The organism is Rhodococcoides fascians A25f (assembly GCF_000760935.2).
In the GTDB taxonomy this organism is placed as follows: Bacteria; Actinomycetota; Actinomycetes; order Mycobacteriales; family Mycobacteriaceae; genus Rhodococcoides.
In genome coordinates this window covers 4192572-4215663 of record NZ_CP049744.1, presented here as the reverse complement: position 1 = coordinate 4215663, position 23092 = coordinate 4192572, and the positions used below count along the sequence as shown (strand labels likewise).

Genomic DNA, 23092 nt, shown 5'->3' with positions numbered 1-23092 from the left:
AGCCTGCAAATCAGAACCGTTCCAGGTAGTCCTGTGTCGATTGCTTCGACCTGAATCGGTCGAAGAGCAATTCGAGTCCCTCGTCGGCAATCCGACGAGAATCTAGGAGGTCCGCCCGGTCGAGTGCCTCGAAAGTCTGCATGGCTTGCTTGGTAACGTTGCGGCCCAATCGATTCCATAGGTGCACATGCGCGTCGACAATAGTTTCCGCGACGGTTGTGCTTGCCGCAAGTTCGTTGACCATCCCGCGGGTGGCGGCGTCGACGGCGCTCAACGAGTGCCGTGTCAATACAAGGTCTCGGATGGCATTCATGTCGTAGCGAGTGGCCATCAACGCGATGGCATAGACCGGGACGAGGCCGTTGTCGAGTTCGGGCAAGGTGAATGTCGCGGCGGGTGATGCAATGGTCACATCGGCGGTCAGAGCCAGAGCGCATCCGAATGCCAGCGCTGGCCCATTTACTACCGCGATGACAGGGAATGTTCGCCGTCGCCATGCCTCGAATACGGATCCGATAGCGGGCTTGTAGATCGCCGACACGTGAAGAGGTTCACTGTCATCGCTGGTTTCGTCGGTGAAGATTCCGCCGTACAAAAAAGTCTCGCCGGACGCCCGAAGAATCACACCGCTCACCGAAGCATCGGCTTCTGCGTCGTTCAGTACCTTCCCCAGTGCTGCGAGCGTGTTCGGCCTCAGAGCATTTCGTTCGTGAGGTCGCGAGACAACGATCTCCAAGACACTGCCGATCCGAGTGCCCGTCACACCGGAGCTCATCAGTGGAACACTCCGCTCCTGCGGATCGCGGAGAGCGCATCGAGAGTGTTCCCCGCCGGATTGAATTCGAGTGCGATGTCCCCGACGTACCCGACGTCGTTCAGCAGTTTCAGCCAGCCCGTGAAGTCGAAGTCCCCACTACCCGGTTCGTGGCGGTCAGGCGTGTCCGCAACTTGCACATGCGCAATGTAGGGCGCGACCCGCCGAACACTGTCGAACACGTCTTCGCCGTTTCGGACCAGATGGAATTGGTCGAACAAGTAGCCCGTCGGTCCTGCGTCACGGGCACGTAGTCGGTCCAATAAGGCGATGGCGTCGTCGCTGGTCTTGATCGGATACTGCGGCATACCGCTGACAGCTTCCAGAAGCACCACGGCATCGAACTCTTTCAGCGCTTCGTGCGCGGCGCGCAGATTCTGTTCGGCGACGGTGAAGGCGTCGTCTGAATTCAGATCGGACCGGCTGTGGCCGTACGGCACATTGAACAACTTCGTACCGAGATCACGCGCGATCGTACGGACCGGTTCGAGGCTGTCCGCGAAATCATCTCGGCGTTCGGGGTGGGATAGGACCCCGCGTTCGCCAGCTGCCATGTCGCCACCGAACAGATTCATGTGCACCAGCTTGACGCCGGCATCGTCGATCGCCGAGACGAATTCGTTGACCTCGGAGGCGGTGGGGCGCGGTTTCGCCCCGAATGGCCACCAACATTCGACGCGGTCGAAACCTGCCTCTTTGGCAGCGCGCGGCCGGTGGAGAAAGTCGACCTCGGGAAAGAGCAGGGTGAGATTGGCTGTCGTCCTAACAGGTAAGGGCGTCATCGAATTCTCTTTCTTGTCAAAGATTTACGCGGTCGCGCGTACGGCGCGGATCACTGCAACCGTCAGCTGCTCGTCGCGGGATCGGAATTGGGCAACGTCTCGGCGGCGGGACGAGGTAGCGACGATCCCTCGGCGGGGTCGGCGGCTTCGGGACGGCCGGTGGCACTGTCATCCTCGACGACCATCGTCTTCTTGCCCTCGGTGCGATTCCACGTCAGGGCGGTGACAAATCCGATCACTGCGAACGTTGCCATGTAGGCGGCGATCGGGGTTGTGCTGCCGGTCGCGGAAAAGAGCGCAGTAGCGATGAACGGTGATGTTCCACCTACTATCGCAGTGGGGAGGGCCTGGCTGAACGCAACACCCGAATAGCGAACTCGGACAGGGAACTTGTCGGTGAACATGCCCGCCTGCGGAGCCTGGATAGCTGCGTGCACAGCGCTCAGTCCGAACGTCATCCCGATAAAGATCAAGAACAGATTCCCGGTGGAGATCAACGGGAAGTAGAAGAACGCGAACAATGCAGACAGTCCGCACCCGATGGCGACGACTTTGGCGGGTCCGATCTTGTCTGCGAGTCGCCCGTACGCGGGAATCGCAACGACATAGACGAATGCTGCAGCAAGCTGCGCGTACAACACTTCTTGACGGGGTATTCCGAGCTCGCTGGTCGCGTAGGACAGTGTGTAGGTAGCGACGATGAAGTAGACCGCGTTGGCCGCGCCACAGATCAAAAAGATCTGCAGCACCTGACGCCAGCCGCGGCGCAGCACGGCGCGGATGGGAACTCGAACCGGTCTTTTTACTTCGGACAGGGACTGCCGGAATTCAGGGGTTTCCTCGAGTTTGCTGCGAATGTAGTAGGCGGCGAGCACCAAGACGGCGCTGAGTAGGAACGGTACGCGCCAACCCCATGTCTCGAAATTGTCGCCGGTGAAGGAGACTGTTGCGGAAATGACGGCGGTGGAAAGGATCAGTCCGCCAGGAGTGCCCATGTTCACCACGCTGCCCATCGAGAACCGGCGCTCGGGTCTGGCGTTCTCTACGAGCATCAATGCTGCTCCTCCCCATTCCCCGCCCAGTGCGAAGCCCTGGACGAGCCGGAACAGCACCAGCAGCAGCGGTGCGAGGAAACCGATTGTGCCGTACGAGGGGAGCAGGCCGATGGCGACTGTAGATACCCCCATCAACACCATCGACAGCACCAGCGCCCTCTTTCGGCCCAAGCGGTCGCCCATCGAGCCGAGCACGATGGATCCGATAGGCCGTGCCACGAATCCGACCGCGAACGTTGCGAACGAGGCCAGCACGCCGACGACCGGCGAGAAGCTCGGGAAAAATATCTTGTTGAATACGAGCGCGGACGCCGCGGCGTAGATGAAGAACTCGTAGTACTCGAGTGTCGTGCCGATGAAACTCGATGACACAACCCTGCGCACAGTCTGCTTGTCGACCTGTTGAGACCCTGATCGGGACTGATCCATTGTGACCTCCTCGATGAATGTCACATAATGAACTTTGAAATGCACATTGTGACTCAAACAACGTAAGCCTTGTTGCTGAGATTGACAAGACTCAACTCGCGACTGCGTGTCCGGCCAGAGCGCAGACGACCGACAGCAGATCTCCTTCGCCGCCGACATTGCCGGGAAACACCACGTAAGGGATCCCCTCTGCCGGACCACCCACCGGACGGAGTAGAGACACCAAACCGGGCAGCATCGGCCCGACGATCATCGCCCGGGATATCGACAGGCCCCGTGCTGCAACATCATGGGAAGTGATACCGCCTTTGGCGACCACGAACTTCGGCGGCAGGGCTGCCAGCACACCCGCCACGATGTTCACCACGACCTGGGACACCCGTCGAGAAAGGGCAAGGCTCGCCTCGGGATCGTGAAACCGAACCAGGTTGCGACTGGTCTGCACGATGACGTGCGCGTGGGGGAGAGCCTCGACGACCCTCTGGATGCACTCACGCTCGATTCTGTCCGCTTCCGCAGCATCGGATACAGCTTCGACCGGAATCTCTACGACGACCGCCTCGGCGTAACGATCGTGCAGTTCTGCAAGCTGTGCGGTCGTCAATTTTGTGTGCGAACCCACCACAACCAAGCCGTGGGCAGCGGTCTCTGCGGTGAAGGCAAAATCGCTCGGCTGCACAGTTGCGGGTGTGTCCTGACCCAGCCGGGCGCGCACGAAGGCGGGCCCCACTCGATAGACGAAACGCTGGCCGCGCGACTCTGCCTGCTGAAATCCGAGAGCGATCACAATCAGATCGTGCTCGTCGAGAACGTCTACCACGATCGGGACAGCACCTCGCGCGCTGCCAAGGCGCTCCGCGATTGCCTCGACACCGGCCCGGACCGTACCGATGTCGATCACGAGCACGTCATCGGCGGCGGTGGCGCCCGAGGTCTTTTCGTGAACATAGTCCGGGAGATATGACGACTCGAAGCCGAATGTCGCATCCCGCGCGAACTCGGTAGCGGAAACAGGAATCAGCTCGCCGGCCCGCTCCACGTAATGAATCCCGTGCAGCGTCAATCGCCCTGCGGCGGGAAATGCCGGAACGAGCACGACCCCTGAAACGTCCGCCCTCGCAGACTCGATGATCACGTCGGTCTCAGCCGGAAAGTGTCCACGCAGCGTCGAATCGGATCGGCTCACGAACACCGGTCGGCGTCCGCTGACTTCCGCCGCCCGGGTTGCCGCGCGAACCACGTCGGCAGTGACGCGAACAGCATCGTTCTCCGTCAGGCTGCGCGAGTTGGTGAGAACATATACGCCGGGACAGCCCTGGTCGAACGCCCACCGTAGATCATCCGGCGACCAACTCGTCAAGAGCGGGACACCCCGTACGGATTGACTACCGGTGGGATCATCATCGATGACCACCACGATCTCGGCCGGGTCACGCAGTTCCGAAACGGACGTAGGGGTGTAGCGCTGGTGCGGGTCGGGCGCAGACATCACTGCGGCCGCGAAACCGATAGAGGGATGGAACATGACGCCTCTTTTCATATAATAGTGTCGATAAGTCATTATATGACTCGTACGGCATGGGTCGGACTGCTTTGTCGACACCGACGGCTATCGACCATCGGACACACTGGCCGGCAGATGTGGGTCGTTGACGGGTTTCCGGTGCGGTCTGGAGTGCCGCTCGGTGCGAAGTGGTGAATTGGGAACCGGCCTCCGTGCCGTCCGATAGAAGCGCTGCACGCTGACGCTCTGCGTCCATTCGGTGCCGTGGTTGTCCGTGGCCGACCGCGACTGTTCGGTACCGGTGGATCGGAGGCGGCTCGGTGACGCAAGGGTGTTACAAGCAGCTAGATTCGTCCCTGACAGTGTTGACTGTTAATGCACGAAAAGTCCTGCAAGGAATCAAATGTGAGTCCTTCATACTTCAGGTGAATCCACTTCTGAGGACTTTAAATACGTCAAGTGTCGGGTCGAGTCCGACTGGAGGCATTGGAGTCCATATGGATCCGAATTTCAGAAGAAGCAACGAGTTTCGACGGGTGTCGTGGCCTTCGTGAACTTCGTTCGTTTTGAATAGACAAGTGGCGCAGCGGATTCAAGATCCGCTGACCGGCAGGAGCTCGGTTGATCGCTTATCGGCAGACATGTGCAGCTCGAGGCAGGTCTCAGCGCTGCGATAAGGCCTATTGTCGCGGTCTGGCTGACACACGGCTGACGCATCTTGGTACGAGCTGAGCCCTGGTGTGGGCGTCGATTCGGAATCATCTGCGCAAACTTGTTTGCGATCCGTCTGGTCGAGCGGGCACGCGGCGGCCGAGCGGATGGCTAGCGCTGCCGTCGATCGACGCGATGTCAGCTCAGAGTGACTGCGCTTGTCGGCGAGACTGCAGTTCACCGTGTCGTCGCGGTGAACCGACAGCGCATCTTCAAGATTGGTGGGCAGCGTTGTCCCCGTGCAAGACTGCCAGCCCGCCGAACCGACCTCGTTTCGACCGTCGAGATGAGGAGAGTCTCGAGAAGACGAAAGGCGCTGTCACACAACGGTTCGGAGGCGTCATAGATCTTGGCGCGTATGCGTCGTCTGTCTCACGCCTGTTGTGCGAACAACCAGTCACGCAGTGCGGTTATTTTGTAGGCAGGTTCGAAGGAAGCCATGTGTTCCATGTTCGACACGGGGTTCGCGGTCAAAACCGTCCCGGTGGCGAAGGTGGCGAAGTTGGCCGAGTCACCGGCCGACAAGAGTGCCTGGGCAGAGGAATCGAGCTTCGCAGGCTCCCACGTCGCGTCCCACGTCGCGGTCTGGAACGGTACGCCCGCGGTGCTGAGCATGTTTTCTACCTCGGTTTGGCCGCCCGTTGCATTGGCGTCGCCGCCTGCGGCGGTGTACACGAATGTTGCCTCCGTCAGGTTCTGCAGTGTAGTGATGTCCCACTGCCCCGACACGAGCATCTCGGCGGCAAAGAGATCGGGATACTTGGCGGTGAGGTACATAGTTGTCATGCAACCCATCGACTGACCGGTGCCGTAGACACGGTTGGTGTCGACGCTGTACTCGGTGCGTAGAAAATTAACGAACCGCGCTGTCAGTTCGACGTAGTCGGTGGTGGTGAAACTGTCGTGGTCGTCGAGAATCACTTCGGGGTATTCGGGTACAACGACGATGCTCGGGTGCTTCGCCTGTTCGGTCTCGCTCGCCCAAATCAAGGCACCGTATTGGGACAACGGAGCGGTGACGTCCTGCCCGACCAAGCTCGAGTCCGCGATGTAGTGCACGAGTGGGTATTTGGTTCCGGTGTCGTACCCCTCTGGGAGAAAGATGTTGTACGGCAGTACAAGTCCAGTCTCGGTGTCGGTGTACGACGCCTGCGTGAACGATGAGGTGACGGCGGCAACGAGTTCGTCGATGCTGGGAACGGTGGCAGCGTCGGCAGCCGCCGAAGTAGAGGTATCGGCAGCAGACGTCGTAGCAGTGGCCTGTGAACTGGTACCGGTGCATGCCGTCAACCCGGCTGCAGCAAGTACTCCGATGGTGCCGCCGAGGAACGCTCGCCGGCCGATTCGTGTAGGAGTCATACCGAGGACTGTAGAACCTTCGGGGCGTCGACTAGCTGTCAGTCGGCTGGGTGGTTGCTGTGAATCGACGCGGTTCGAGCTCTGTCCACTGATGCTGGGGCCGCAGTCTCCACGCTCCCCGCGAGGGGTAGCTCTGCAGTCTGGACACGGAGGGGCCTCGGCGATCTCGAGAGTGTTGTCGCAGCAGCCCAGGTCGCGTCGTTGTTCACACCGCACAGTTGCTCGTCTCCGTCGCAGTGGTGTGTCTCGAAGCGTCTACCGAACCCGCCACATCCGTCCGGGGTCCCGAAAGGTCTTACCACTCATCAAGATTCGACTCGGTCGGCTATTCGAGCACGCAGGTAGTCGACGGCGGCGCGTACTCTGCGCGGAACCCCCGGGCCAGATGAGAAGAGTGCGTGAACGTCGGCTGCCGGGGTGTCGATGTCATCTAGCACCTGTACCAGTGCTCCAGCCTGCAGGAGTGGGGTGACGTGCCACAGCGACCGCATCAGTAGTCCCCGGCCGTCGACGCACCACTGGGTTGCGACATCGCCGTCGTTGCTGATCATGTTCCCAGATACCCGAACCGCGGTGTCGTCATCGCCGAAACCGAAGCGCCACAACGCGTAATCGCCTTCATCTTGTCGTAAAACAATGCAATTGTGGTCGTCGAGATCCCGCAGCACCCGTGGTGCTCCATGCGCGGCGAGGTAACTCGGTGACGCGCACACCACGCGCCGGTTCTGGCACAGTCGTTTGGCCGTCAATCGTGAATCCTGCAGGTTTCCCACTCGAATACCGATGTCGAACGGTGTCTCGGCGACGTTCAGCGGCTTGGCGGACAATTCCAGATCGACATGCACGCCAGGGTTGTCGGCAACGAACTCCGCCATCACGGGGGCTATGTGCGCCCGACCCAGACCGACCGACGAATGAACCCGAAGTCGTCCGCGTAATTCGGCGTAGTTGCCGGTGACGGACTCCTCGAGTTCTACCACCTCGGCCGCGATGGCCGCAGCGCCGGCCGCGTAGCGCTCGCCCTCCGGGGTCAGCGTCAATCGGCGAGTGCTTCGCGTGACCAGACGTACTCCCAGTCGCCCTTCCAGCCGCGCTAACCGCTTGCTGATAGCCGAAACGGAGACCCCCAGCTCTCGGCCTACCGCGGTGAGACTGTTCGACCTCGAGACGACATCGAAAAAACCGATGTCGTCGATCTCGTGGACTCGCATCGGATGACCTTTTGTCGATTTCGGCAAGACTGCGTTGCTCACATGGGTCTTTCGATCCATCATATTGCCTCCTACGCTTATCGAGACAGTCACGTCATGACAATCGGTCGTTCGAGGCCGAGATCGGAGCACCCCATGGGAGTCACCCATCGCATCGCCGCCATACCCGGTGACGGAATCGGCAAGGAAGTGATGGTGGAGGGGCTCAAGGTGCTCGATGCAGCTGCGTCTGCATTCGACTTCACTATCGACCTCGAACAGTTCGACTACGCCAGCGCCGATTACTATCTCGACACGGGTGAGATGCTGCCGAAAGGCTGGTTCGAGGAGTTGCGGTCGTTCGATTCGATCTTCTTCGGAGCCGTGGGTTGGCCCGAGGTCGTACCGGATCACGTGTCGTTGTGGGGTAGCTTGCTTCAGTTCCGCCGTCACTTCGATCAGTATGTGAACCTTCGTCCGGTCAAGCTCCTGCCCGGGGTGGACAGTCCGCTAGCCGGTCGGCTGCCCGGTGACATCGACTTCTATGTCGTACGGGAGAACACCGAGGGTGAATACTCCTCGGTCGGTGGAATGATGTTCGAGGGAACCGACCGCGAAACCGTCCTACAGGAAACGGTGATGACGCGCACGGGAGTCGACCGGATCCTGAAGTATGCGTTCGATCTAGCGGAAACCCGGCCGAAGAAGCACCTCACATCGGCCACCAAAAGCAACGGTATCTCCATCTCGATGCCGTACTGGGACAGTCGAGTCGAGGCGATGGCAACCCGATACAGCGACGTCCGCGTGGACAAATATCACATCGATATTCTCGCTGCGAATTTTGTTCTCCATCCGGATTGGTTCGACGTAGTAGTCGGTAGCAATCTGTTCGGCGACATCTTGTCCGACCTCGGGCCGGCTTGCACCGGAACCATCGGTATCGCTCCGAGCGGCAACATCAATCCGGAGCGCACATTCCCCAGCCTGTTCGAGCCGGTGCACGGCTCCGCGCCGGACATCGCCGGATTGGGAATCGCTAACCCCATGGGTCAGATCTGGAGTGCGGCAATGATGCTCGAGCACCTTGGAGAAGCCCAGGCTGGAGCCGCTGTCCTCCATGCGGTCGAGACTGTTCTTGCAAAAGACAAATCAGCACTCACGGCCGACCTGGGCGGAAACGGAACCACTGCCTCGCTCGGTGATGCCGTCCGGGACGAACTCGTGCGTGCGTCATCGATTTCGCGCACGTGATCGGACTTCTACTCGACGCCGCTCACAGTGAATTCACAGCTGCGGTACAGAACAGAAGGACACTATCTTTCTACTGTTCTCCCATGCGTACACACACCTACCGCTACACACGTGCCAGGAAGTTGCTCGTCGCGTCATCGATGACGGCATTCCTCGGTCTTTCCCTCGTTGCATGCGGCACGGACGGCGATTCCACCGCGGCAGCGACGAGCGTTGCCGCTACCACCACCACTGTTTCTACGTCGACCTCGGCCGAGACGGGCTCGGTAGTTGCCGCCGCCGACGCATTCGCCGCGACACTGACCGACGAGCAGAAGACGTCGCTACAGCAGGAGTACTCGCTGGAGAACGCCGAGAAGTGGTCCAACCTGCCTCAGGCACTCCTGCGTGGAGGCCAGGGTCGGATCGGGTTGCAGCTCAGCGAGCTGGACGACACCCAACTCGCAGCGCTCGACACCCTCCTTCAGGCCGTCACCGGTTCGGCGGCGGGCGACGGATACGACGAGATCCAGCAGCTGCTGAACGCCGACGACTACCTCGCAGCCAACGGCGGGGGGACAGACTACGGCTCCGGGAACTACTACATCGCCTTCCTCGGCACACCGTCCGACTCCGGCACCTGGGAGCTTCAGTTCGGCGGGCATCACCTCGCCTTCGCCAACACGTATACCGACGGCGCGTTGGCAGGGGCGACCCCGTCGTTCCGCGGGGTCGAACCGTACGGCACGTACGAGGAGAACGGCGCCACCTTCGCGCCGCTGGAGAACGAGCAGGCCTCGTTCGCGGCGATGCTCGCCGGGATGTCGACCGAGGAGTTGGCCGCCGCGAAGCTCGACTCCGTCTACTCCGACATACTGCTGACGCCGGGCAAGGACTGGGCCTTCCCGACCGCCAAGGAGGGCGTACAGGCTTCCACGCTCACTGCGGAACAGAAGCAACTAGTAATGGCTGCGATCGCCACCTACGTCGACGACATCGACGATGCGGACGCCGCGACGATCCTCGCGAAGTACGAAAGCGAACTCGACGTGACGTATGTGTCGTATTCTGGCAGCACAGCAGTGACCGAGCAAGACGACTACGTACGTATCGACGGCCCGTCGGTCTGGATCGAGTTCTCCATGCAGCACGGAATCGTATTGTCCGGCAACCACCCACACTCGGTATGGCGCGACCGCACCACCGACTACGGCGGCACGCAGGCATGATCTCGGCCCGAGAAGTCCCACGATTCCGCAGGTCGATCGCCGGGCTCGCCGTCATCGTGTCCGCGATCGGGGTATGGCTGATCGGCAGCACCGCCTCGGCGCACGTCCTTCCCACTACGACAGTCGAACTGGACGTGCACTCGGGTGAGATCGACGCCGAACTGACCATTCCGCTCAGCGATCTCGAAGCCGCAAGCGGGATCGATCTCGATTCGGCGACTCAGGATCAAGTCGACGCCCACTCCGCCGAATTCTCGAGCTATCTCGGTTCCCATTTCCGACCGACATCGGTCGACGGACAACCGTGGGCGGTCACTCTCGACGACCTCACCATCGATTCCGCAGAAAACGTCGGAACCGGTGTCTACGACACCGTGACCACGACGGCACACCTCACCCCACCCGCAGGTGCCGACGAGCGAACGTTCGATCTCGGCTACGACGCCGTGATACATCGGGTCATCACCCATGTCGTCCTGGTGACCGTTCGATCCGATTGGTCCACCGGCACCATCGATTCCGTTCACGAGATCGGTACCGTTGGCCTGGATACCGTCACCGGTGAGATCACTCCACTCACCGTGCGACTCGACGACGGCAGTATGTGGCAGGGCTTCACCAGCATGGTCTCGCTCGGTATATCGCACATCCGGGAAGGCACCGATCACCAACTGTTTCTGCTGACACTGCTGCTTCCAGCCCCGCTGCTCGTAGCCGGTCGGCGGTGGGCCGGGGCTGCACGACCGACAACGGCAGTGCGCCGGATAGCAGCGATAACCCTCGCGTTCACACTCGGCCATTCCGTCACCCTCACGTTGGGTTCGATCGGATTCCCTGTTCCGCAGCAACCCATCGAGGTGCTCATCGCCGTCAGCATTCTCATCGCAGCTCTCCATGCCATCAGACCGACCTTCCCTGGCCGAGAAGCGTTGATAGCCGGCCTGTTCGGGCTGGTCCATGGCCTCGCGTTCTCTACCACGCTGACCGAGCACGATCTGACCGGCAGCCAACTCGCTACCAGTTTGTTCGGCTTCAACATCGGTATCGAACTGATGCAGCTTGCCGTAGTGGCGGTGGTCCTGCCGCCGCTGATGGTCCTGGCCCGCACACGTGTCTACGGCCCGCTGAGAATCGTCGCGGCTGCGCTGGCAGGCACTGCGGCCGTCGGATGGGTGTTGGACCGCGTGGGCGTTCCGAATGCCGTCGCCACTGCGGCAGACAGCCTCGTCGACGTCTCCGTCTACGTGGTCGCGGCCCTGTGGCTCGCAGCCGCGATTGCCGCATTCATGCTGTATCGCTCTCGGCCGACCGGATACCCGAAACCCATTTCCATACAACATGATTCACTACTGAGGAGCACATGATGCGCATTCCCTGTCCAACGCGATCGGGCCGCACGCGAGCAGCCTCGGCTGCAGGAATATTCCTGATGACCGGAGCAGCGCTCGTCGGCTGCTCGTCCACCCAGGACGACACCCCCTCTACCGAGTCGGCCGCATCCGAGTCCGCGGCGACGTCATCCTCCGATTGCGATGCGGAGTCGGGCTACTCGAAGATCACCTGCCTTTCCAACGAGCTCATCGCAAGTGCGGACGCCGATCTCGCGTCGTCGATGGTCCTCGACTATTCGCTGGACACTGCCGAGAAGTGGAGCAACTTTCCGCCCCAGGGATACCGCGATCGCGTCGGCCCGACACTGAGTGAGTTCTCCCCAGAGCAGCTCGCGCTCGTGATGGACATTCTGAAGGAAGCGTCGGGCACGGCCGACAACGAAGGCTACGACGAGATTCAGCAGATCCTGAATGCCGACGACTACCTCGCGGCGAACGCCACCGGGCAGGACGGCGGATTCGGTTCGGGCAACTTCCACTTCGCCTTCCTCGGCACACCGTCCGACTCCGGCACCTGGGAGCTGTACTACGGCGGACACCACACGGCGTTCGCCAACACCTACACCGATGGAGTGCTCGTCGGAGCGACACCGTCGTTCCGCGGTGTCGAGCCCGGCTACAGCTTCGACGAGAACGACCGCTCGAACATGCCGATGGAGCAGGAACGAGTCGCCTTCGCGAACCTCGTGGGATCGCTGACTCCGGAGCAGCAGGCGGCAGCTAAACAGGACGAGGTCTACACCGACATTCTGGTCGGCCCACAGAAGGACGGTCAGTTCCCCGCGACCCAGACCGGGGTACCGGTCTCATCACTCTCCCCGGAGCAGAAGGCACTCGTCGTCGCAGCGATGAACACCTACGTCAGCGACATCGACGACGCCGACGCCGCTACGATTCTGGCCAAGTACACCGCGGAACTGGACAACACCTACGTGGCGTTCTCCGGCACCGCGGGCGTCGACCAGGTCAGTGACTACGTCCGAATCGACGGGCCGTCGGTGTGGATCGAATTCGTGCTTCAAGCGGGCGCATCGCTCGACGGGGCGCACCCGCACTCCGTCTGGCGTGACAAGGTCGCCGATTACGGCGGCACCGAGTGAACCCCGGCATCAGACGCAGGATGAATGCGCAGAGCTGGAATCGTGTCAGAACGTGCGACATACGAATTCGTCGCTGAAACCGCATAGCTCGAGCGAAATGCTCTTCAGGGATCCTCCGGCAGCAGAAGCGATGGCCTGGTCGGTTGTGGATCCGGTGAACGCGACATCGTCGTCTTCGGGATGTGTGGTCAGCGCTGCACCCGGTAAAACATCCATGTCGATGAGCAGCGGGTAAGTCGAGAACTCGACAGCGCCGGACAACAGACAGTCCCGGAACTCGGTAGGTCGGGTTCAGGGGCGTATCGGTTGTAAAGTTCAGCCTCTCAGTGGGGTCGCGGCCCAGGATCGGCTTGTGTTCGGACAGGGAACGGCTGGCACCGATACTCGCCCAGCCCGCGCTCGTGGCCCGCGAGCACCCGGATCTGGCGGATACGGTAAGTCCTCCTCGGACACGGGTTTCTCGATCAGCAAGAGTGCGCAGTTGCTTCATGTCCACCCCAACACAGCGTCCTATCGAACCGACAGATGGAAGAAGTTGTCCGGTCTGAACCTGCGAAGCGGTCGGGGGCTTGCAGCGTCGATCATCGCGGTCGACAGCGTTTAACGGCGTCGACGCGTGGCAACATGCTGGTTTTCGATCAGCTGGTTCGGTAGTCCGTTCGATAGCAAATAGCCCCGGAACCTGACAAGTCAGGTTCCGGGGCTATTTCGTCGTATTCGCTTGTGCGGGTCAGCTTCTGATCAAGGGGTGGCGGGCTGTGTGGTGGGTGCGCTTGCTGCGAGGCGAGCTTGTCGGGTTTTCGGCCCGAAGATGGCGAGAGTGATGGAGCCGAACAGCCACATACCCGCGATGAAGTAGAAGACGCTTTGGTAGCCCTGGCCGTTGTAGAGCGCGACGATGATCAGTGGTCCGATGGCATTCGACAGGCGGCCGAGGCCGTAGGAGACGCCTGTGCCCAAGGATCGTGCGCGGGTGTCGAAGACTTCAGGGGAGTAGGCGTAAGCAACTGCTGTGTAGCCACGTTCGAAGAAGTTCACGAGGAATCCGAAGGTGACGATCATGATCGGGTTGAAGGTGAGGCCGTAGAGAAGGCCGCAGACGGCAATCACGGCACCGAAGATCGCCAGGCACCACTTGCGTTCGAATCGATCGGTAATCTGGGCGGCTAGCAGTGATCCCAGTGGTGCACCGACCGTGGTGAGTGCTACGTAGAAGATCGAATCTTCGACGCTGAAGCCTTCGTTTGCGAGGAGGGTCGGTGCCCAACTCGAGTATCCGAAGAATCCGATTGTCTGAGTGATCCACATGACCGACAGTAGAACGGTTGGAAACAGGTATCGCTTCTGCAACAACATCTTCAGAGGTGCTTTGGTCTGCGACGCTGTCTCGATCACCTCGGCCTTCGGCTCGGGCAGCGGACCCGACTCGGCAACGATGCTGTCTTCGATCTCTTTCAGGATTTCGTTGGCTTTGTCGTACTCGCCCTTGCTCTCGTACCAGCGTGGGGACTCCTTCAGCCTGCGGGCGAAGATCAAGAAGAAGATTCCGCATGCACCCCAGAGATAGACCAGTCGCCACGACCAATCACTGGCCGGCACCACCGCGCTGGCGATGAGGTTGGTGACCGGAGTTCCGCAGATACCGATGGCAATCGCGTAGGCCTGGTACTTGCCGCGAATCGCGCTCGGAAATATCTCGTTGACGTAGATGACCGCGGCGACCGTCATGGCCGACAGTCCTGCTGACGTGAGAATTCGCAGCAGTCCGAGTGAGTAGATGTCCCAGGTGAACACCGAGAGGAAGGAGAACGTCGCGAACCAGATGGTGGTTGCGAACAGCGCCTTCTTGCGTCCGAGCCTGTCAGCGATGTAGCCGCCGATCATGGAACCGAAGAACATCCCCACGAACGACAGCGAAGTGACGTAGGCAATCTGATTGACGTTTACGCCCCAGACCGAGATGAGCTTGGGGACTGTGGTGGCGAAGGTGTTGAGGTCTGCGAATTCGAAGAAGTACGCAAACGAGATGGCGATCAAGGTGATCTTGTGGAATTTGGACACCGGCATACGATCGAGTCGGTTCGCCGCGTTGGAGTGTTGCATCGTGTTACTCAATTCTTGGGGTGGTCGGAGCGGCGATCAGGCGTTCTCGTTCGGCCAGTACAGCCGCGTGGGGTTGGCGACGAGGAGTTTGTGTTGGATCTCGGACGTGGGTGCGAAGAGTGGAATGCGGTCGACAATCAGACCGTCGTCGGGCATGTGGTCGGTTAGATTCGGGTGGGGCCAGTCGCTTCCCCAGAGAACCGAGTCCGGGAACTCGTCGACGACTTTTCGCTCGAAGGGAACTACGTCGAGGTAGGAGTTGCGTTCACCGTTGAGTGCGGCCGGTCCGGTGGCGGTGAGTCGTTCTGGGCAGCTGACTTTCACCCATGCGTCGTTGCGTTCGACGAACCGAAGGAATCGATCGAACTCCGGACCGTCGACGGGTGATGTGACGTCGGGTCGGCCCATGTGGTCGATCACGATCGGGACCGGGAGTGTGTCGAAAAATCCTTCGAGGTCCACGAGGTCCGGGCCTTCGAAGTAGATGACGATGTGCCAGCCCAGAGGCTCGATTCGTTTCGCGATCGTGAGCAAATCGGCGTCGGGGGCGGTGTCGACCAGCCGTTTGAGGAAGTTGAAGCGGACCCCTCGGACGCCCGCGTCGTGCAGTGTGCGCAGTTCGGTGTCGGTGACGTTGGGGCGGACCGTGGCGATGCCGCGGGCCGTACCGCTGGAAGCTTCGACGGCGTCGAGCATGGCGGTGTTGTCAGCTCCGTGGCACGTTGCTTGGACGATGACGTTGCGGGTGGCTCCGAGATGGTCGCGGAGGGCAAACAGTTGGTCTTTGCTTGCGTCGCACGGTGTGTACTTGCGTTCGTCGGCGAACGGGAACTGATCGGACGGACCGAAGACATGGCAGTGAGCGTCCACGGCCCCGGTTGGCATCGCGAAGCGCGGTGTGCTCGGGTCGGGATACCAGTCGAGCCATCCTGGGCTTTTGACGGCAGGTGTGGTCATGCGGTTCTCCAGTCTCGACAAGTTGGGTGTTCTTCTCGTTTATCGGGGCGAGCAATCCCACGGCGGCTGTCGGTTCGGTCGAAAGTCGGCAAAGAATCCATTACTTGAGTTACGATTTACGCAACAATTTTGGTGACAATGTTGAAGGTGGCTCGATGTCGATGACGGAACAGGGATCGAAGGAACTGATCACCGATCACACTGTGGTGACCGATGGGATTCGGCAGGCGATTCTCGGTGGTGACTTCGCGCCCAACCAACGCATGGTCGAAGCTGATCTGTGCACACAGTTCCATGCCAGTCGGAGCGCTGTGCGCGCTGCTTTGCAAGAACTCGGCGCTCAAGGCTTGATCGAACGTGTCGCCAATCGGGGTGCGCGGGTGCGGTCGGTCTCCCTCGACGAGGCGGTCGAGATCACCGAGGTCCGCATGGTCGTCGAAGGACTGTGTGCCGCCCGGGCTGCACGCAATGTCACCGACGCAGGAATTGCCGAGTTCACCGATCTTCGCCGAGCGATCACCGAATCCGCCGCAGCAGGCGACGTCTTCGGATACTCCCGTCAGAATCAGTTGCTGCACAGACGTATTCGCGAGATCAGCGCCCAGCGATCCGCGGACGAGATTTTGGAGCGGCTGCGCGGGCAACTCGTCCGACATCAGTTCAAGCTGGCGATGCATCCTGGACGTATGTCGGTGTCGCTGCCCGAGCATGTCGCCATCATCGATGCCGTCTGCGCCCGCGACTCCGATGCAGCCGAGGCTGCCATGCGCGCACATTTGCGGAGTGTGATCACTGCGCTCCGCGAGGTTGCCGCAACGCGGTAGACCCGGCTCATCTTTCACCGGGGCGACACGTAGGGAACTCGAGACCGACGGCGAACAAAGGTCTTCGTACGAGTTCATCGGGGCTCCCAGGGATGAAGGGCTGGTGGTGACTCACGTCACCTGATGGGGACTTACGTTAACCACACCGCACCGGTTTCGTCAACAGTCTGGTCAATCTTTCTGTGTCCAAAATTGTTGACAATCACGAAGGTGATGTGGATTACTGGTGGAGCAGCGGGCGCGTCCGCGTCCGGAACTTCGTCGTTAGGTGAAACCAGTGCCAACAAATGTCAAACCAGCTCTGCTGGTGATCAGTGCCCACGCCGGAGACTTCGTGTGGCGTGCGGGCGGCGCAATCGCGGCCGCCACGGCCCGCGGTGAACGAGCCAAGGTCGTGTGCCTCAGCTACGGCGAACGCGGAGAGTCGGCGCGTGCATGGCGAGATGGAAAGACTCTGGAGGAGATCAAGGCTCTTCGTCGCGGCGAGGCGGAGGCAGCGGCATCAGCTCTGGGTGCGGAAGTCGAGTTCTTCGATGCGGGCGACTATCCTCTGCTGCAATCTCCCGAGATCGTCGACAAGCTGGTGCACGTATACCGCGATGTCAAACCGACTGTCGTGCTGACACATCCACTGACGGACCCCTACAACGCGGACCACCCGGTCGCGGCAAGAATGGCTCTCGACGCTCGGATCCTCGCGCAAGCAATCGGATACCCCGCCGAAGGTGACGCACTCGGGGCACCGCCGGTCTTCTTCTTCGAGCCACATCAGCCGGAACAGAGCGACTTCAAGCCCAACGTCCTTCTCGATATCACCGAAGTGTTCCCGCAGAAGCGCAAGGCAATGGAAAGCCTTGTCGCGCAGGAGCACATGTGGACCTACTACACCGACCTCGCGCGCAGGCGCGGTGTGCAACTCAAGCGCAACGCCGGCCCAAACCTCGGTTTCACCACCGACACCCTGGGAGAAGCGTACGTGCGGTACTACCCCGAGGTCGCCGGAGTGCTGGCATGAACCCGGTCATCGTCACCGACCCCGTCCGGACACCGCTTGACGTCGTCGACGCACTGGCGGAGTTCGGGACGGCCACCGTCCACGAAGCGCAAGGTCGAACCGGTCTGCCTGGTCCGGAGTTTCGGCCGATCCAGTCGGGCGCGCGGATTGCCGGCAACGCAGTTACCGTCCACTCGTGGCCGGGCGACAATCTGATGATTCACGCGGCCGTCGAACAATGTACTGCCGGTGACATTCTGGTGGTCGCGACGAATTCGCCGTCGACCGACGGTATGTTCGGCGAGCTGTTCGCGACTGCGCTGCAGGTACGAGGGGTTCGCGGACTTGTGACCGCGGCAGGCGTTCGTGATCTCACCGAGCTCAACGAGATGGACTTCCCGGTGTGGTCACGGGCTGTATCGGCGCAGGGGACGGTCAAGGCCACCGCAGGATCGGTCAACGTCCCGATAGTGCTGGGGCAGGTGACGGTGAACCCAGGGGACGTGGTGGTGGCCGACGACGATGGTGTTGTCATTGTTCCTCGTCGCACCGCGGCGACGGCAGTCGAATCATCGCGTGCTCGCCTCGACAAGGAAGAAGCTGCACGGCAGGCATTCCGAGGAGGGCAACTCGGTCTCGATCGGTACGGTCTGCGGCCGGTTCTCGCTGATTTGGGCGTCCGATACTTGACCCAGCAGGAATTCGACCGCGAACAACGGAGTGAAGCATGACCGGTGGGATCCACTGCACATGGATGCGCGGTGGAACATCGAAAGGTGCTTTTTTTCTGGCCGAGGACTTGCCTGCCGGTGTGATCGAACGCGACCGTCTGCTACTTCGGATCATGGGCTCGCCCGATACCCGTCAAATCGACGGTATCGGCGGGGGTCATCCGCTTACCAGTAAGGTAGCGATAGTCGGAACGTCCGATGATCCACGGGCGGACGTTGACTACCTTTTCCTGCAGGTCGGCGTCGACAGCGCGACGGTCAGCTCGTCCCAGAACTGCGGCAACCTACTCGCCGGAGTCGGGCAATTCGCGCTCGAACGAGGACTCGTCGTAGCCGGGGAGCGTCAGACCACAGTACGAATCAAAATGCTCAACTCTGACAGCTATGCAGCGTCTACGTTCCCCACTCCATCGGGCAATGTCGAGTATTCGGGAACAGGTCGTATCGACGGTGTCCCCGGCACAGCAGCCGAGGTGAGCATCGCATTCTCTGACACGGCAGGATCGAGTTGCGGGAAGCTCCTTCCCACCGGGAACGTGATCGATGTCGTCGACGGTATCGAAGTGACATGCATCGACAACGGAATGCCCACAGTGGTTTTGGCCGCGACGGATGTCGGAGTGAGCGGACACGAGAGCCCGTCGGACCTCGAGAACAACGCCGAACTCAGCGAACGTGTCGCGACCATCCGAGCGCAGGCTGCGAAGCTGATGGGGCTCGGTGACGTAACCGAATCAACCATTCCAAAAATTACACTCGTGTCCGAACCTCGAGCCGACGGCAGTATCGCGACGAGGACCTTCATCCCGGTGCGGTGCCACACCGCCATCGGCGTTCTCGGCGCACTCACCGTGGGAACAGCTGCCCGCCTTGGAGGGTCGGTGGCAGAACGCGTGACCCGCACGCGTGATGGCGGCGTAGTGCGAATCGAGCACCCCACCGGTTTTTTCGATGTTGACATCGAAGTGGAATCGGCGGCATCTGGTGAGGTCGACGTCCGCCGCGCCGCGGTGATTCGCACCGCCCGGAAACTATTCGCGGGTGAGGTGTTTCCGGGGCCGGAACGCGCCGGAACATACGACAGTTTTAACGGTTGACCATATTATCAGCCGGGGTCGGCAATCACCCCCGACCCCGGGCGAGCTCAGTTCGAAAGTTGAACCATGCGTAACTCATTCCCTCCACCCAGGCTCCCCGCTCCCCAGAACTCAGAGTGGGAATGGCAGCTCGAAGCGCGGTGCCGTTCGGAATCGATATCGATCTTCTATCCGCCGCACGGAGTTCGAGGTGCGGCGTTGAGACGAATGGAGAACGCAGCGAAACGGCACTGCTCTACTTGCCCGGTAGTAGACAGGTGTCGCTCCTTTGCGCTGGAAAACTTCGAGCCCTACGGAATCTGGGGCGGGCTTACTGCAACCGAACGATTCGAACTGCTGAACTGTTCCTCTCCAGCTGGGAAACCTGAAACTGGGATCGTTGAAAGCCGAACACCGGGAGGTCTGAAGATCTCAGCGCACCTCCCACCTCCGGGACGGCGCAGCGCTTTCCCAGTTTCTGGCGCTACCGGCTCCCGCGCCTGACCGCCGAGAAGCATTCTCTCGAACTCAACAAAGAACGCGCGATACAGACTCGTTGTAGCGCTTCCCCGGTGATATGGCTGTGTGTAGTTCGCAAAGACGCCTTGCGATCTCCACCACCAAGCACCCCGCGCATTGGCAACCGTCTCGTCGGGATACTGTCGGTTACCTACGCCACCACGTGGCCTACGATGAAAACATCGTGTGGGCACATTTGCCGGAGCGGAGTCGCAGGGCCGCTGGAAAGTTACGAGACAGGATTGTCTAGCCTGTGGGGCCATCGGGTGCCATGCCGATGCGGCCGCCATACGTGTCGATTCTTCCCGAGTGGTCGCAATAGTTATCGCGAGATTAATTGCGCACGTTCGCGTCAACTCGGCACTGGTGATGTTCGCAACGTGGGCGTGTCCCCAGATCCCAACGCAGTTGACTGCGTCATCGAATGTTCCGTACTCCGATCAAAGCTTGGTGAACGCGGCAGTGGTGGAATGCAGCAGTTCCGCGTCGAGGTGCCACAAATATGTGACGTCGTTGCGCGTTGCGTGCGTTCTGCTCAGCACCGTGACCCGATTGTCGGTCTGCGAGATGTAGTGGTCGATGAAAGCGGCGGAGTTTGTTGTGGAAATACATCCAATGGCGAACTACAGCAATCAATTTGGATCTGAATACGAACGCGTGCCGAATGTAAAAGTCGTGCTTGAACGTCGACCACAAGCTCTCGGCACCGGCGTTGTCCCAGCGAATCCCGATCTTGCCCATCGAACGCCGCAACCCGTACTGTTCGCACGCTTTCTTTGTCAACGCAGCGGCATGCTGCCTTCCGCTGTCCGAGTGTGCGATTGTGCCCGCGACGTCGCCGCCACGGTCGGCGACTGCCATGTGCAAAGTATCCAGAACTAGTTCGGCGCGCACGTGATCGGCAACGGCCACCCCGAGGCTACCTTCGAGTGTTCATCCTTGATCGCGCAGAGGTATGCATCGCCCTCACCGCAGTTCAGGTAAGTGATGTCCCGGTCCACACCGCATCGACGTGCCCCTGGTCGAACCGGCACTTCACCAGATCCCAGGGGGGAACGAGGCGACCGGGGGCGTGATCGACAGGCGAGACGTGGCGGATCAAGGAGTGCAGCCTTCGTCGTCATCACTCGCCTTCGCCCAATCTATATAGCACTTTCCGTTTATGCTCTGGCCGAATCGAATTCGGGCACTTCTGAGACTGGGCGGTGGGACGCTTCCGGCACCGGCGGGCCGACCCGAAACCACTGTCCCGCTCATCGAGACGTGACCTGCATCGCGAGCTGAGACGCGCCCTACTGTGGGACAAATATGGACACAACCGTCTCTCTTCTCAGAGATAAGCGGGTCTGGACGGAGTGATAAAAATGAGCATAAGTCGTCACGGATCCCGGCCCGTCGGTTTGGAACATCTCAGTTTGTACGATGAACCGCTGCCCGTCTTCATCGCTGCAGCGGCCGGCGCAGGTGCCGACTCGGTGTGCTTGAGTATCAATCGTCACGAACTCCTCGACCCCGCCACGCTGAGAACTACTCTTACGCAGATCGATGATGCCGGAATGACTATTTCGATGGGTGATGGCTTTCTCATCAATGCCGCCGGCAGCATGGAGCAGTTGAAACGGCAACTGGACTTGTTGGTTGAGCTGGGTGCCCCCTACGCTAACGCCTGTGCGTTCGAGGCGGACGAGACTGTCGTGCGCGAGCCGGGTTCGGTCCAGGACACCTTAGGCGAGCTGGCTGTGCTCGCCGAGGACCTCGGGTTGGGGGTGCTCATCGAGTTCACCCCGTTGTCCCACGTGCCGACACTCGCCGCGGCTGCGGCCCTCGTCGCTAAGATCAATCAACCGAACCTGAAAATCATGCTCGATACACTGCACCTGGCCCGTGCCGGTGAGGGGCCCGATGACATTGCAAATGTGGATTCCGACCTGTTTGGTTACTGCCAGATCAGTGACGGTCCGCTAGGAACTATGGATCTCAGCGCCTACATGATGGAAGCGGTGCACAACCGCGGAATACCGGGTAGTGGCGACCTCCCGCTGGTCCGAATCTTGGAGCTCTTGCCCCGCGACATCACGGTCAGCGCCGAGGTGCCACTGCAGGCGCTGAGGGAGGTCGGGGTGTCGCCGCATGAGCGGGCACGCCGCGTTATCGAAGGAAGTCGGAGAGTTGTCGACGGCATTGCTCGGAGTTGACCACGGCGCAGCAAATCAAGTTGATTGCCTGAGCGCTTCGGTGGTGGTCGGTCCAGGAAGTCGACCGGCACCGGTCCGGAAGTTTGGCCTTCGTTCGTGCCGGGTGTTCTGAAGGTTTTTTCCTCGGCCCGCTTGTCGGGAAGAGTCGATAACTGAGGCCCCTGATGGTGTACACCGAGATTACGGGATCGAGGGTTCGGAACTGCCACAGGGACATCCGCTCGTCGTCGATGTACTGATACGACGGGGTTTATGAGCGCACCCGGTTCGACGGCAGAGAACTGCAGCCGAGGGATTTCAATCGGGGGAGTGGGGCCGGGCGCGCGTCTCGGTCCCAACCGGCGCGTTAGGTCAATATCAGGACCTGCATCGTCGAGCGCGCGAAGCGGAAGCGCTGATGGCATTGTCTTAACTGTTATTGGCAAAGCTCGATGTCAGGAAGCGCTGATAGCGTTACTTGCGAAGCATGAACTTCCGGTGCCACTGAATCTGCCGAGCGTCGGTACGCGCTACTGGTCACTCGGTCCGTGTAGATCCGCCTCCACTTGCCAAGGTTCATGATCGTCCACTCGGACCGGGTTGGGTGAAGTTCGGTGTCACGAGAGTGTCACAAGTCGGTACGACCCGACATGGACTGGATCGGACGGTACTGCACGGAAAGTGTTGCAATGAAACGAATATCGAGTCCAGAGACGTTCAGGTGGATTCATCTGTGGGGACTAGAAATTCGCACAGTGTCGGTTCGAGTCCGACTGGGGGCACCGGAGTCCATATGGATCCAGATTTTCGGACCAGGACAGTGGTTTTCGGGTGGTAGCGCGGAGTTCGGCGGCCTACCACGGATTCGAGTGGACAACCGAGGCAGCGGATTTCAGATCCGCGCATTCTTGACACTG

The 23092-nt window shown here is 60.6% G+C and carries 21 protein-coding genes; 12 read left to right on the top strand and 9 right to left on the bottom strand.

Annotated features, from left to right (window positions below):
* Positions 1–10: 10 nt before the first annotated feature.
* From BH93_RS19660 to BH93_RS19635, 6 genes are all read right to left on the bottom strand, one after another.
* Positions 11–775: an enoyl-CoA hydratase/isomerase family protein gene (locus BH93_RS19660; RefSeq protein ID WP_037176202.1), complete on the bottom strand. Its 765-nt coding sequence runs from the start codon at positions 773–775 to the stop codon at positions 11–13.
* Positions 775–1596, bottom strand: coding sequence for a hydroxypyruvate isomerase family protein (locus BH93_RS19655; protein ID WP_037176204.1), 822 nt, complete (start codon positions 1594–1596; stop codon positions 775–777). Before BH93_RS19655 ends, BH93_RS19660 begins: the two co-directional genes overlap by 1 nt.
* Positions 1597–1658: 62 nt before the next feature.
* Positions 1659–3080: an MFS transporter gene (locus BH93_RS19650; RefSeq protein WP_052065594.1), complete on the bottom strand. Its 1422-nt coding sequence runs from the start codon at positions 3078–3080 to the stop codon at positions 1659–1661.
* A 91-nt stretch (positions 3081–3171) separates the two neighbouring features.
* Positions 3172–4641 (bottom strand): four-carbon acid sugar kinase family protein, encoded by a 1470-nt coding sequence (locus BH93_RS19645; RefSeq protein WP_155291070.1) that lies wholly within the window; start codon positions 4639–4641, stop codon positions 3172–3174.
* 1026 nt (positions 4642–5667) lie between these two features.
* Positions 5668–6654, bottom strand: coding sequence for an alpha/beta hydrolase-fold protein (locus BH93_RS19640; protein ID WP_037176206.1), 987 nt, complete (start codon positions 6652–6654; stop codon positions 5668–5670).
* 305 nt (positions 6655–6959) lie between these two features.
* Positions 6960–7865, bottom strand: a complete 906-nt coding sequence (locus BH93_RS19635) for a LysR family transcriptional regulator (RefSeq protein ID WP_037176986.1) — start codon at positions 7863–7865, stop codon at positions 6960–6962.
* Positions 7866–8000: 135 nt separating this feature from the next.
* On the opposite strand from BH93_RS19635, the gene BH93_RS19630 reads away from it, so the two are divergent.
* The 4 genes from BH93_RS19630 to BH93_RS19615 all read left to right on the top strand — a co-directional run bounded on the left by BH93_RS19630 (position 8001) and on the right by BH93_RS19615 (position 12797).
* Positions 8001–9098, top strand: a complete 1098-nt coding sequence (locus tag BH93_RS19630) for a tartrate dehydrogenase (RefSeq protein WP_037176208.1) — start codon at positions 8001–8003, stop codon at positions 9096–9098.
* A gap of 83 nt (positions 9099–9181) precedes the next feature.
* Complete coding sequence (locus BH93_RS19625; protein WP_052065775.1) at positions 9182–10306, top strand: DUF3500 domain-containing protein; 1125 nt, start codon at positions 9182–9184, stop codon at positions 10304–10306.
* Positions 10264–11670, top strand: a complete 1407-nt coding sequence (locus BH93_RS19620) for a HupE/UreJ family protein (RefSeq protein WP_080739185.1) — start codon at positions 10264–10266, stop codon at positions 11668–11670. The genes BH93_RS19625 and BH93_RS19620 overlap by 43 nt, the downstream gene beginning before the upstream one ends.
* Positions 11671–11735: 65 nt before the next feature.
* Positions 11736–12797: a DUF3500 domain-containing protein gene (locus BH93_RS19615; RefSeq protein WP_080739186.1), complete on the top strand. Its 1062-nt coding sequence runs from the start codon at positions 11736–11738 to the stop codon at positions 12795–12797.
* 45 nt (positions 12798–12842) lie between these two features.
* On the opposite strand, the gene BH93_RS19610 is transcribed toward BH93_RS19615, so the two are convergent.
* Positions 12843–13013, bottom strand: coding sequence for an aldehyde dehydrogenase family protein (locus BH93_RS19610; RefSeq protein ID WP_155291106.1), 171 nt, complete (start codon positions 13011–13013; stop codon positions 12843–12845).
* A 136-nt stretch (positions 13014–13149) separates the two neighbouring features.
* Between BH93_RS19610 and BH93_RS28300 the strand changes: the two genes are divergently transcribed.
* Positions 13150–13401, top strand: a complete 252-nt coding sequence (locus tag BH93_RS28300) for a helix-turn-helix domain-containing protein (RefSeq protein WP_037176212.1) — start codon at positions 13150–13152, stop codon at positions 13399–13401.
* A 137-nt stretch (positions 13402–13538) separates the two neighbouring features.
* On the opposite strand, the gene BH93_RS19600 is transcribed toward BH93_RS28300, so the two are convergent.
* Positions 13539–14900, bottom strand: coding sequence for an MFS transporter (locus tag BH93_RS19600; RefSeq protein WP_037176214.1), 1362 nt, complete (start codon positions 14898–14900; stop codon positions 13539–13541).
* 36 nt (positions 14901–14936) lie between these two features.
* The gene (locus BH93_RS19595) at positions 14937–15857 is read right to left on the bottom strand and encodes an amidohydrolase family protein (RefSeq protein WP_037176215.1); all 921 of its coding nucleotides are present in this window, start codon (positions 15855–15857) and stop codon (positions 14937–14939) included.
* A gap of 155 nt (positions 15858–16012) precedes the next feature.
* Here BH93_RS19595 and BH93_RS19590 point away from each other — a divergent pair, with 155 nt between their 5' ends.
* The 7 genes from BH93_RS19590 (at position 16013) to BH93_RS19560 (ending at position 22196) form a co-directional block, all read left to right on the top strand.
* The gene (locus BH93_RS19590; protein ID WP_242459020.1) at positions 16013–16681 is read left to right on the top strand and encodes a GntR family transcriptional regulator; all 669 of its coding nucleotides are present in this window, start codon (positions 16013–16015) and stop codon (positions 16679–16681) included.
* Positions 16682–16958: 277 nt separating this feature from the next.
* A complete protein-coding gene (locus tag BH93_RS19585; protein ID WP_037176216.1) occupies positions 16959–17696 on the top strand; it encodes a PIG-L deacetylase family protein in 738 nt (245 codons plus the stop codon).
* A complete protein-coding gene (locus tag BH93_RS19580) occupies positions 17693–18406 on the top strand; it encodes a 4-carboxy-4-hydroxy-2-oxoadipate aldolase/oxaloacetate decarboxylase (protein ID WP_037176218.1) in 714 nt (237 codons plus the stop codon). Before BH93_RS19585 ends, BH93_RS19580 begins: the two co-directional genes overlap by 4 nt.
* Positions 18403–19503, top strand: coding sequence for a 4-oxalomesaconate tautomerase (locus BH93_RS19575; protein WP_037176219.1), 1101 nt, complete (start codon positions 18403–18405; stop codon positions 19501–19503). The genes BH93_RS19580 and BH93_RS19575 overlap by 4 nt, the downstream gene beginning before the upstream one ends.
* 66 nt (positions 19504–19569) lie before the next feature.
* Positions 19570–19986 (top strand): WhiB family transcriptional regulator, encoded by a 417-nt coding sequence (locus tag BH93_RS19570; RefSeq protein ID WP_080739189.1) that lies wholly within the window; start codon positions 19570–19572, stop codon positions 19984–19986.
* Between the two features lie 594 nt (positions 19987–20580).
* Positions 20581–20883 (top strand): hypothetical protein, encoded by a 303-nt coding sequence (locus tag BH93_RS28005; protein WP_242459019.1) that lies wholly within the window; start codon positions 20581–20583, stop codon positions 20881–20883.
* Between the two features lie 533 nt (positions 20884–21416).
* Positions 21417–22196: a sugar phosphate isomerase/epimerase family protein gene (locus BH93_RS19560; RefSeq protein ID WP_165712784.1), complete on the top strand. Its 780-nt coding sequence runs from the start codon at positions 21417–21419 to the stop codon at positions 22194–22196.
* Positions 22197–23092 lie beyond the last annotated feature (896 nt).

Excerpts from the sequence above, each read along its gene's own strand:
- BH93_RS19620 (WP_080739185.1), top strand. The coding sequence starts at position 10,264 with ATGGCGCGACCGCACCACCGACTACGGCGGCACGCAGGCATGATCTCG.
- BH93_RS19575 (WP_037176219.1), top strand. The coding sequence starts at position 18,403 with ATGACCGGTGGGATCCACTGCACATGGATGCGCGGTGGAACATCGAAA.
- BH93_RS19570 (WP_080739189.1), top strand. The coding sequence starts at position 19,570 with ATGCGTAACTCATTCCCTCCACCCAGGCTCCCCGCTCCCCAGAACTCA.
- BH93_RS19645 (WP_155291070.1), bottom strand. The coding sequence starts at position 4,641 with ATGACTTATCGACACTATTATATGAAAAGAGGCGTCATGTTCCATCCC.
- BH93_RS19625 (WP_052065775.1), top strand. The coding sequence starts at position 9,182 with ATGCGTACACACACCTACCGCTACACACGTGCCAGGAAGTTGCTCGTC.
- BH93_RS19580 (WP_037176218.1), top strand. The coding sequence starts at position 17,693 with ATGAACCCGGTCATCGTCACCGACCCCGTCCGGACACCGCTTGACGTC.
- BH93_RS19590 (WP_242459020.1), top strand. The coding sequence starts at position 16,013 with ATGTCGATGACGGAACAGGGATCGAAGGAACTGATCACCGATCACACT.
- BH93_RS28005 (WP_242459019.1), top strand. The coding sequence starts at position 20,581 with ATGAAAGCGGCGGAGTTTGTTGTGGAAATACATCCAATGGCGAACTAC.
- BH93_RS19635 (WP_037176986.1), bottom strand. The coding sequence starts at position 7,865 with ATGCGAGTCCACGAGATCGACGACATCGGTTTTTTCGATGTCGTCTCG.
- BH93_RS19600 (WP_037176214.1), bottom strand. The coding sequence starts at position 14,900 with ATGCAACACTCCAACGCGGCGAACCGACTCGATCGTATGCCGGTGTCC.
- BH93_RS19655 (WP_037176204.1), bottom strand. The coding sequence starts at position 1,596 with ATGACGCCCTTACCTGTTAGGACGACAGCCAATCTCACCCTGCTCTTT.
- BH93_RS19630 (WP_037176208.1), top strand. The coding sequence starts at position 8,001 with ATGGGAGTCACCCATCGCATCGCCGCCATACCCGGTGACGGAATCGGC.
- BH93_RS19610 (WP_155291106.1), bottom strand. The coding sequence starts at position 13,013 with ATGGATGTTTTACCGGGTGCAGCGCTGACCACACATCCCGAAGACGAC.
- BH93_RS19615 (WP_080739186.1), top strand. The coding sequence starts at position 11,736 with ATGACCGGAGCAGCGCTCGTCGGCTGCTCGTCCACCCAGGACGACACC.
- BH93_RS19650 (WP_052065594.1), bottom strand. The coding sequence starts at position 3,080 with ATGGATCAGTCCCGATCAGGGTCTCAACAGGTCGACAAGCAGACTGTG.
- BH93_RS19595 (WP_037176215.1), bottom strand. The coding sequence starts at position 15,857 with ATGACCACACCTGCCGTCAAAAGCCCAGGATGGCTCGACTGGTATCCC.
- BH93_RS19660 (WP_037176202.1), bottom strand. The coding sequence starts at position 775 with ATGAGCTCCGGTGTGACGGGCACTCGGATCGGCAGTGTCTTGGAGATC.
- BH93_RS19640 (WP_037176206.1), bottom strand. The coding sequence starts at position 6,654 with ATGACTCCTACACGAATCGGCCGGCGAGCGTTCCTCGGCGGCACCATC.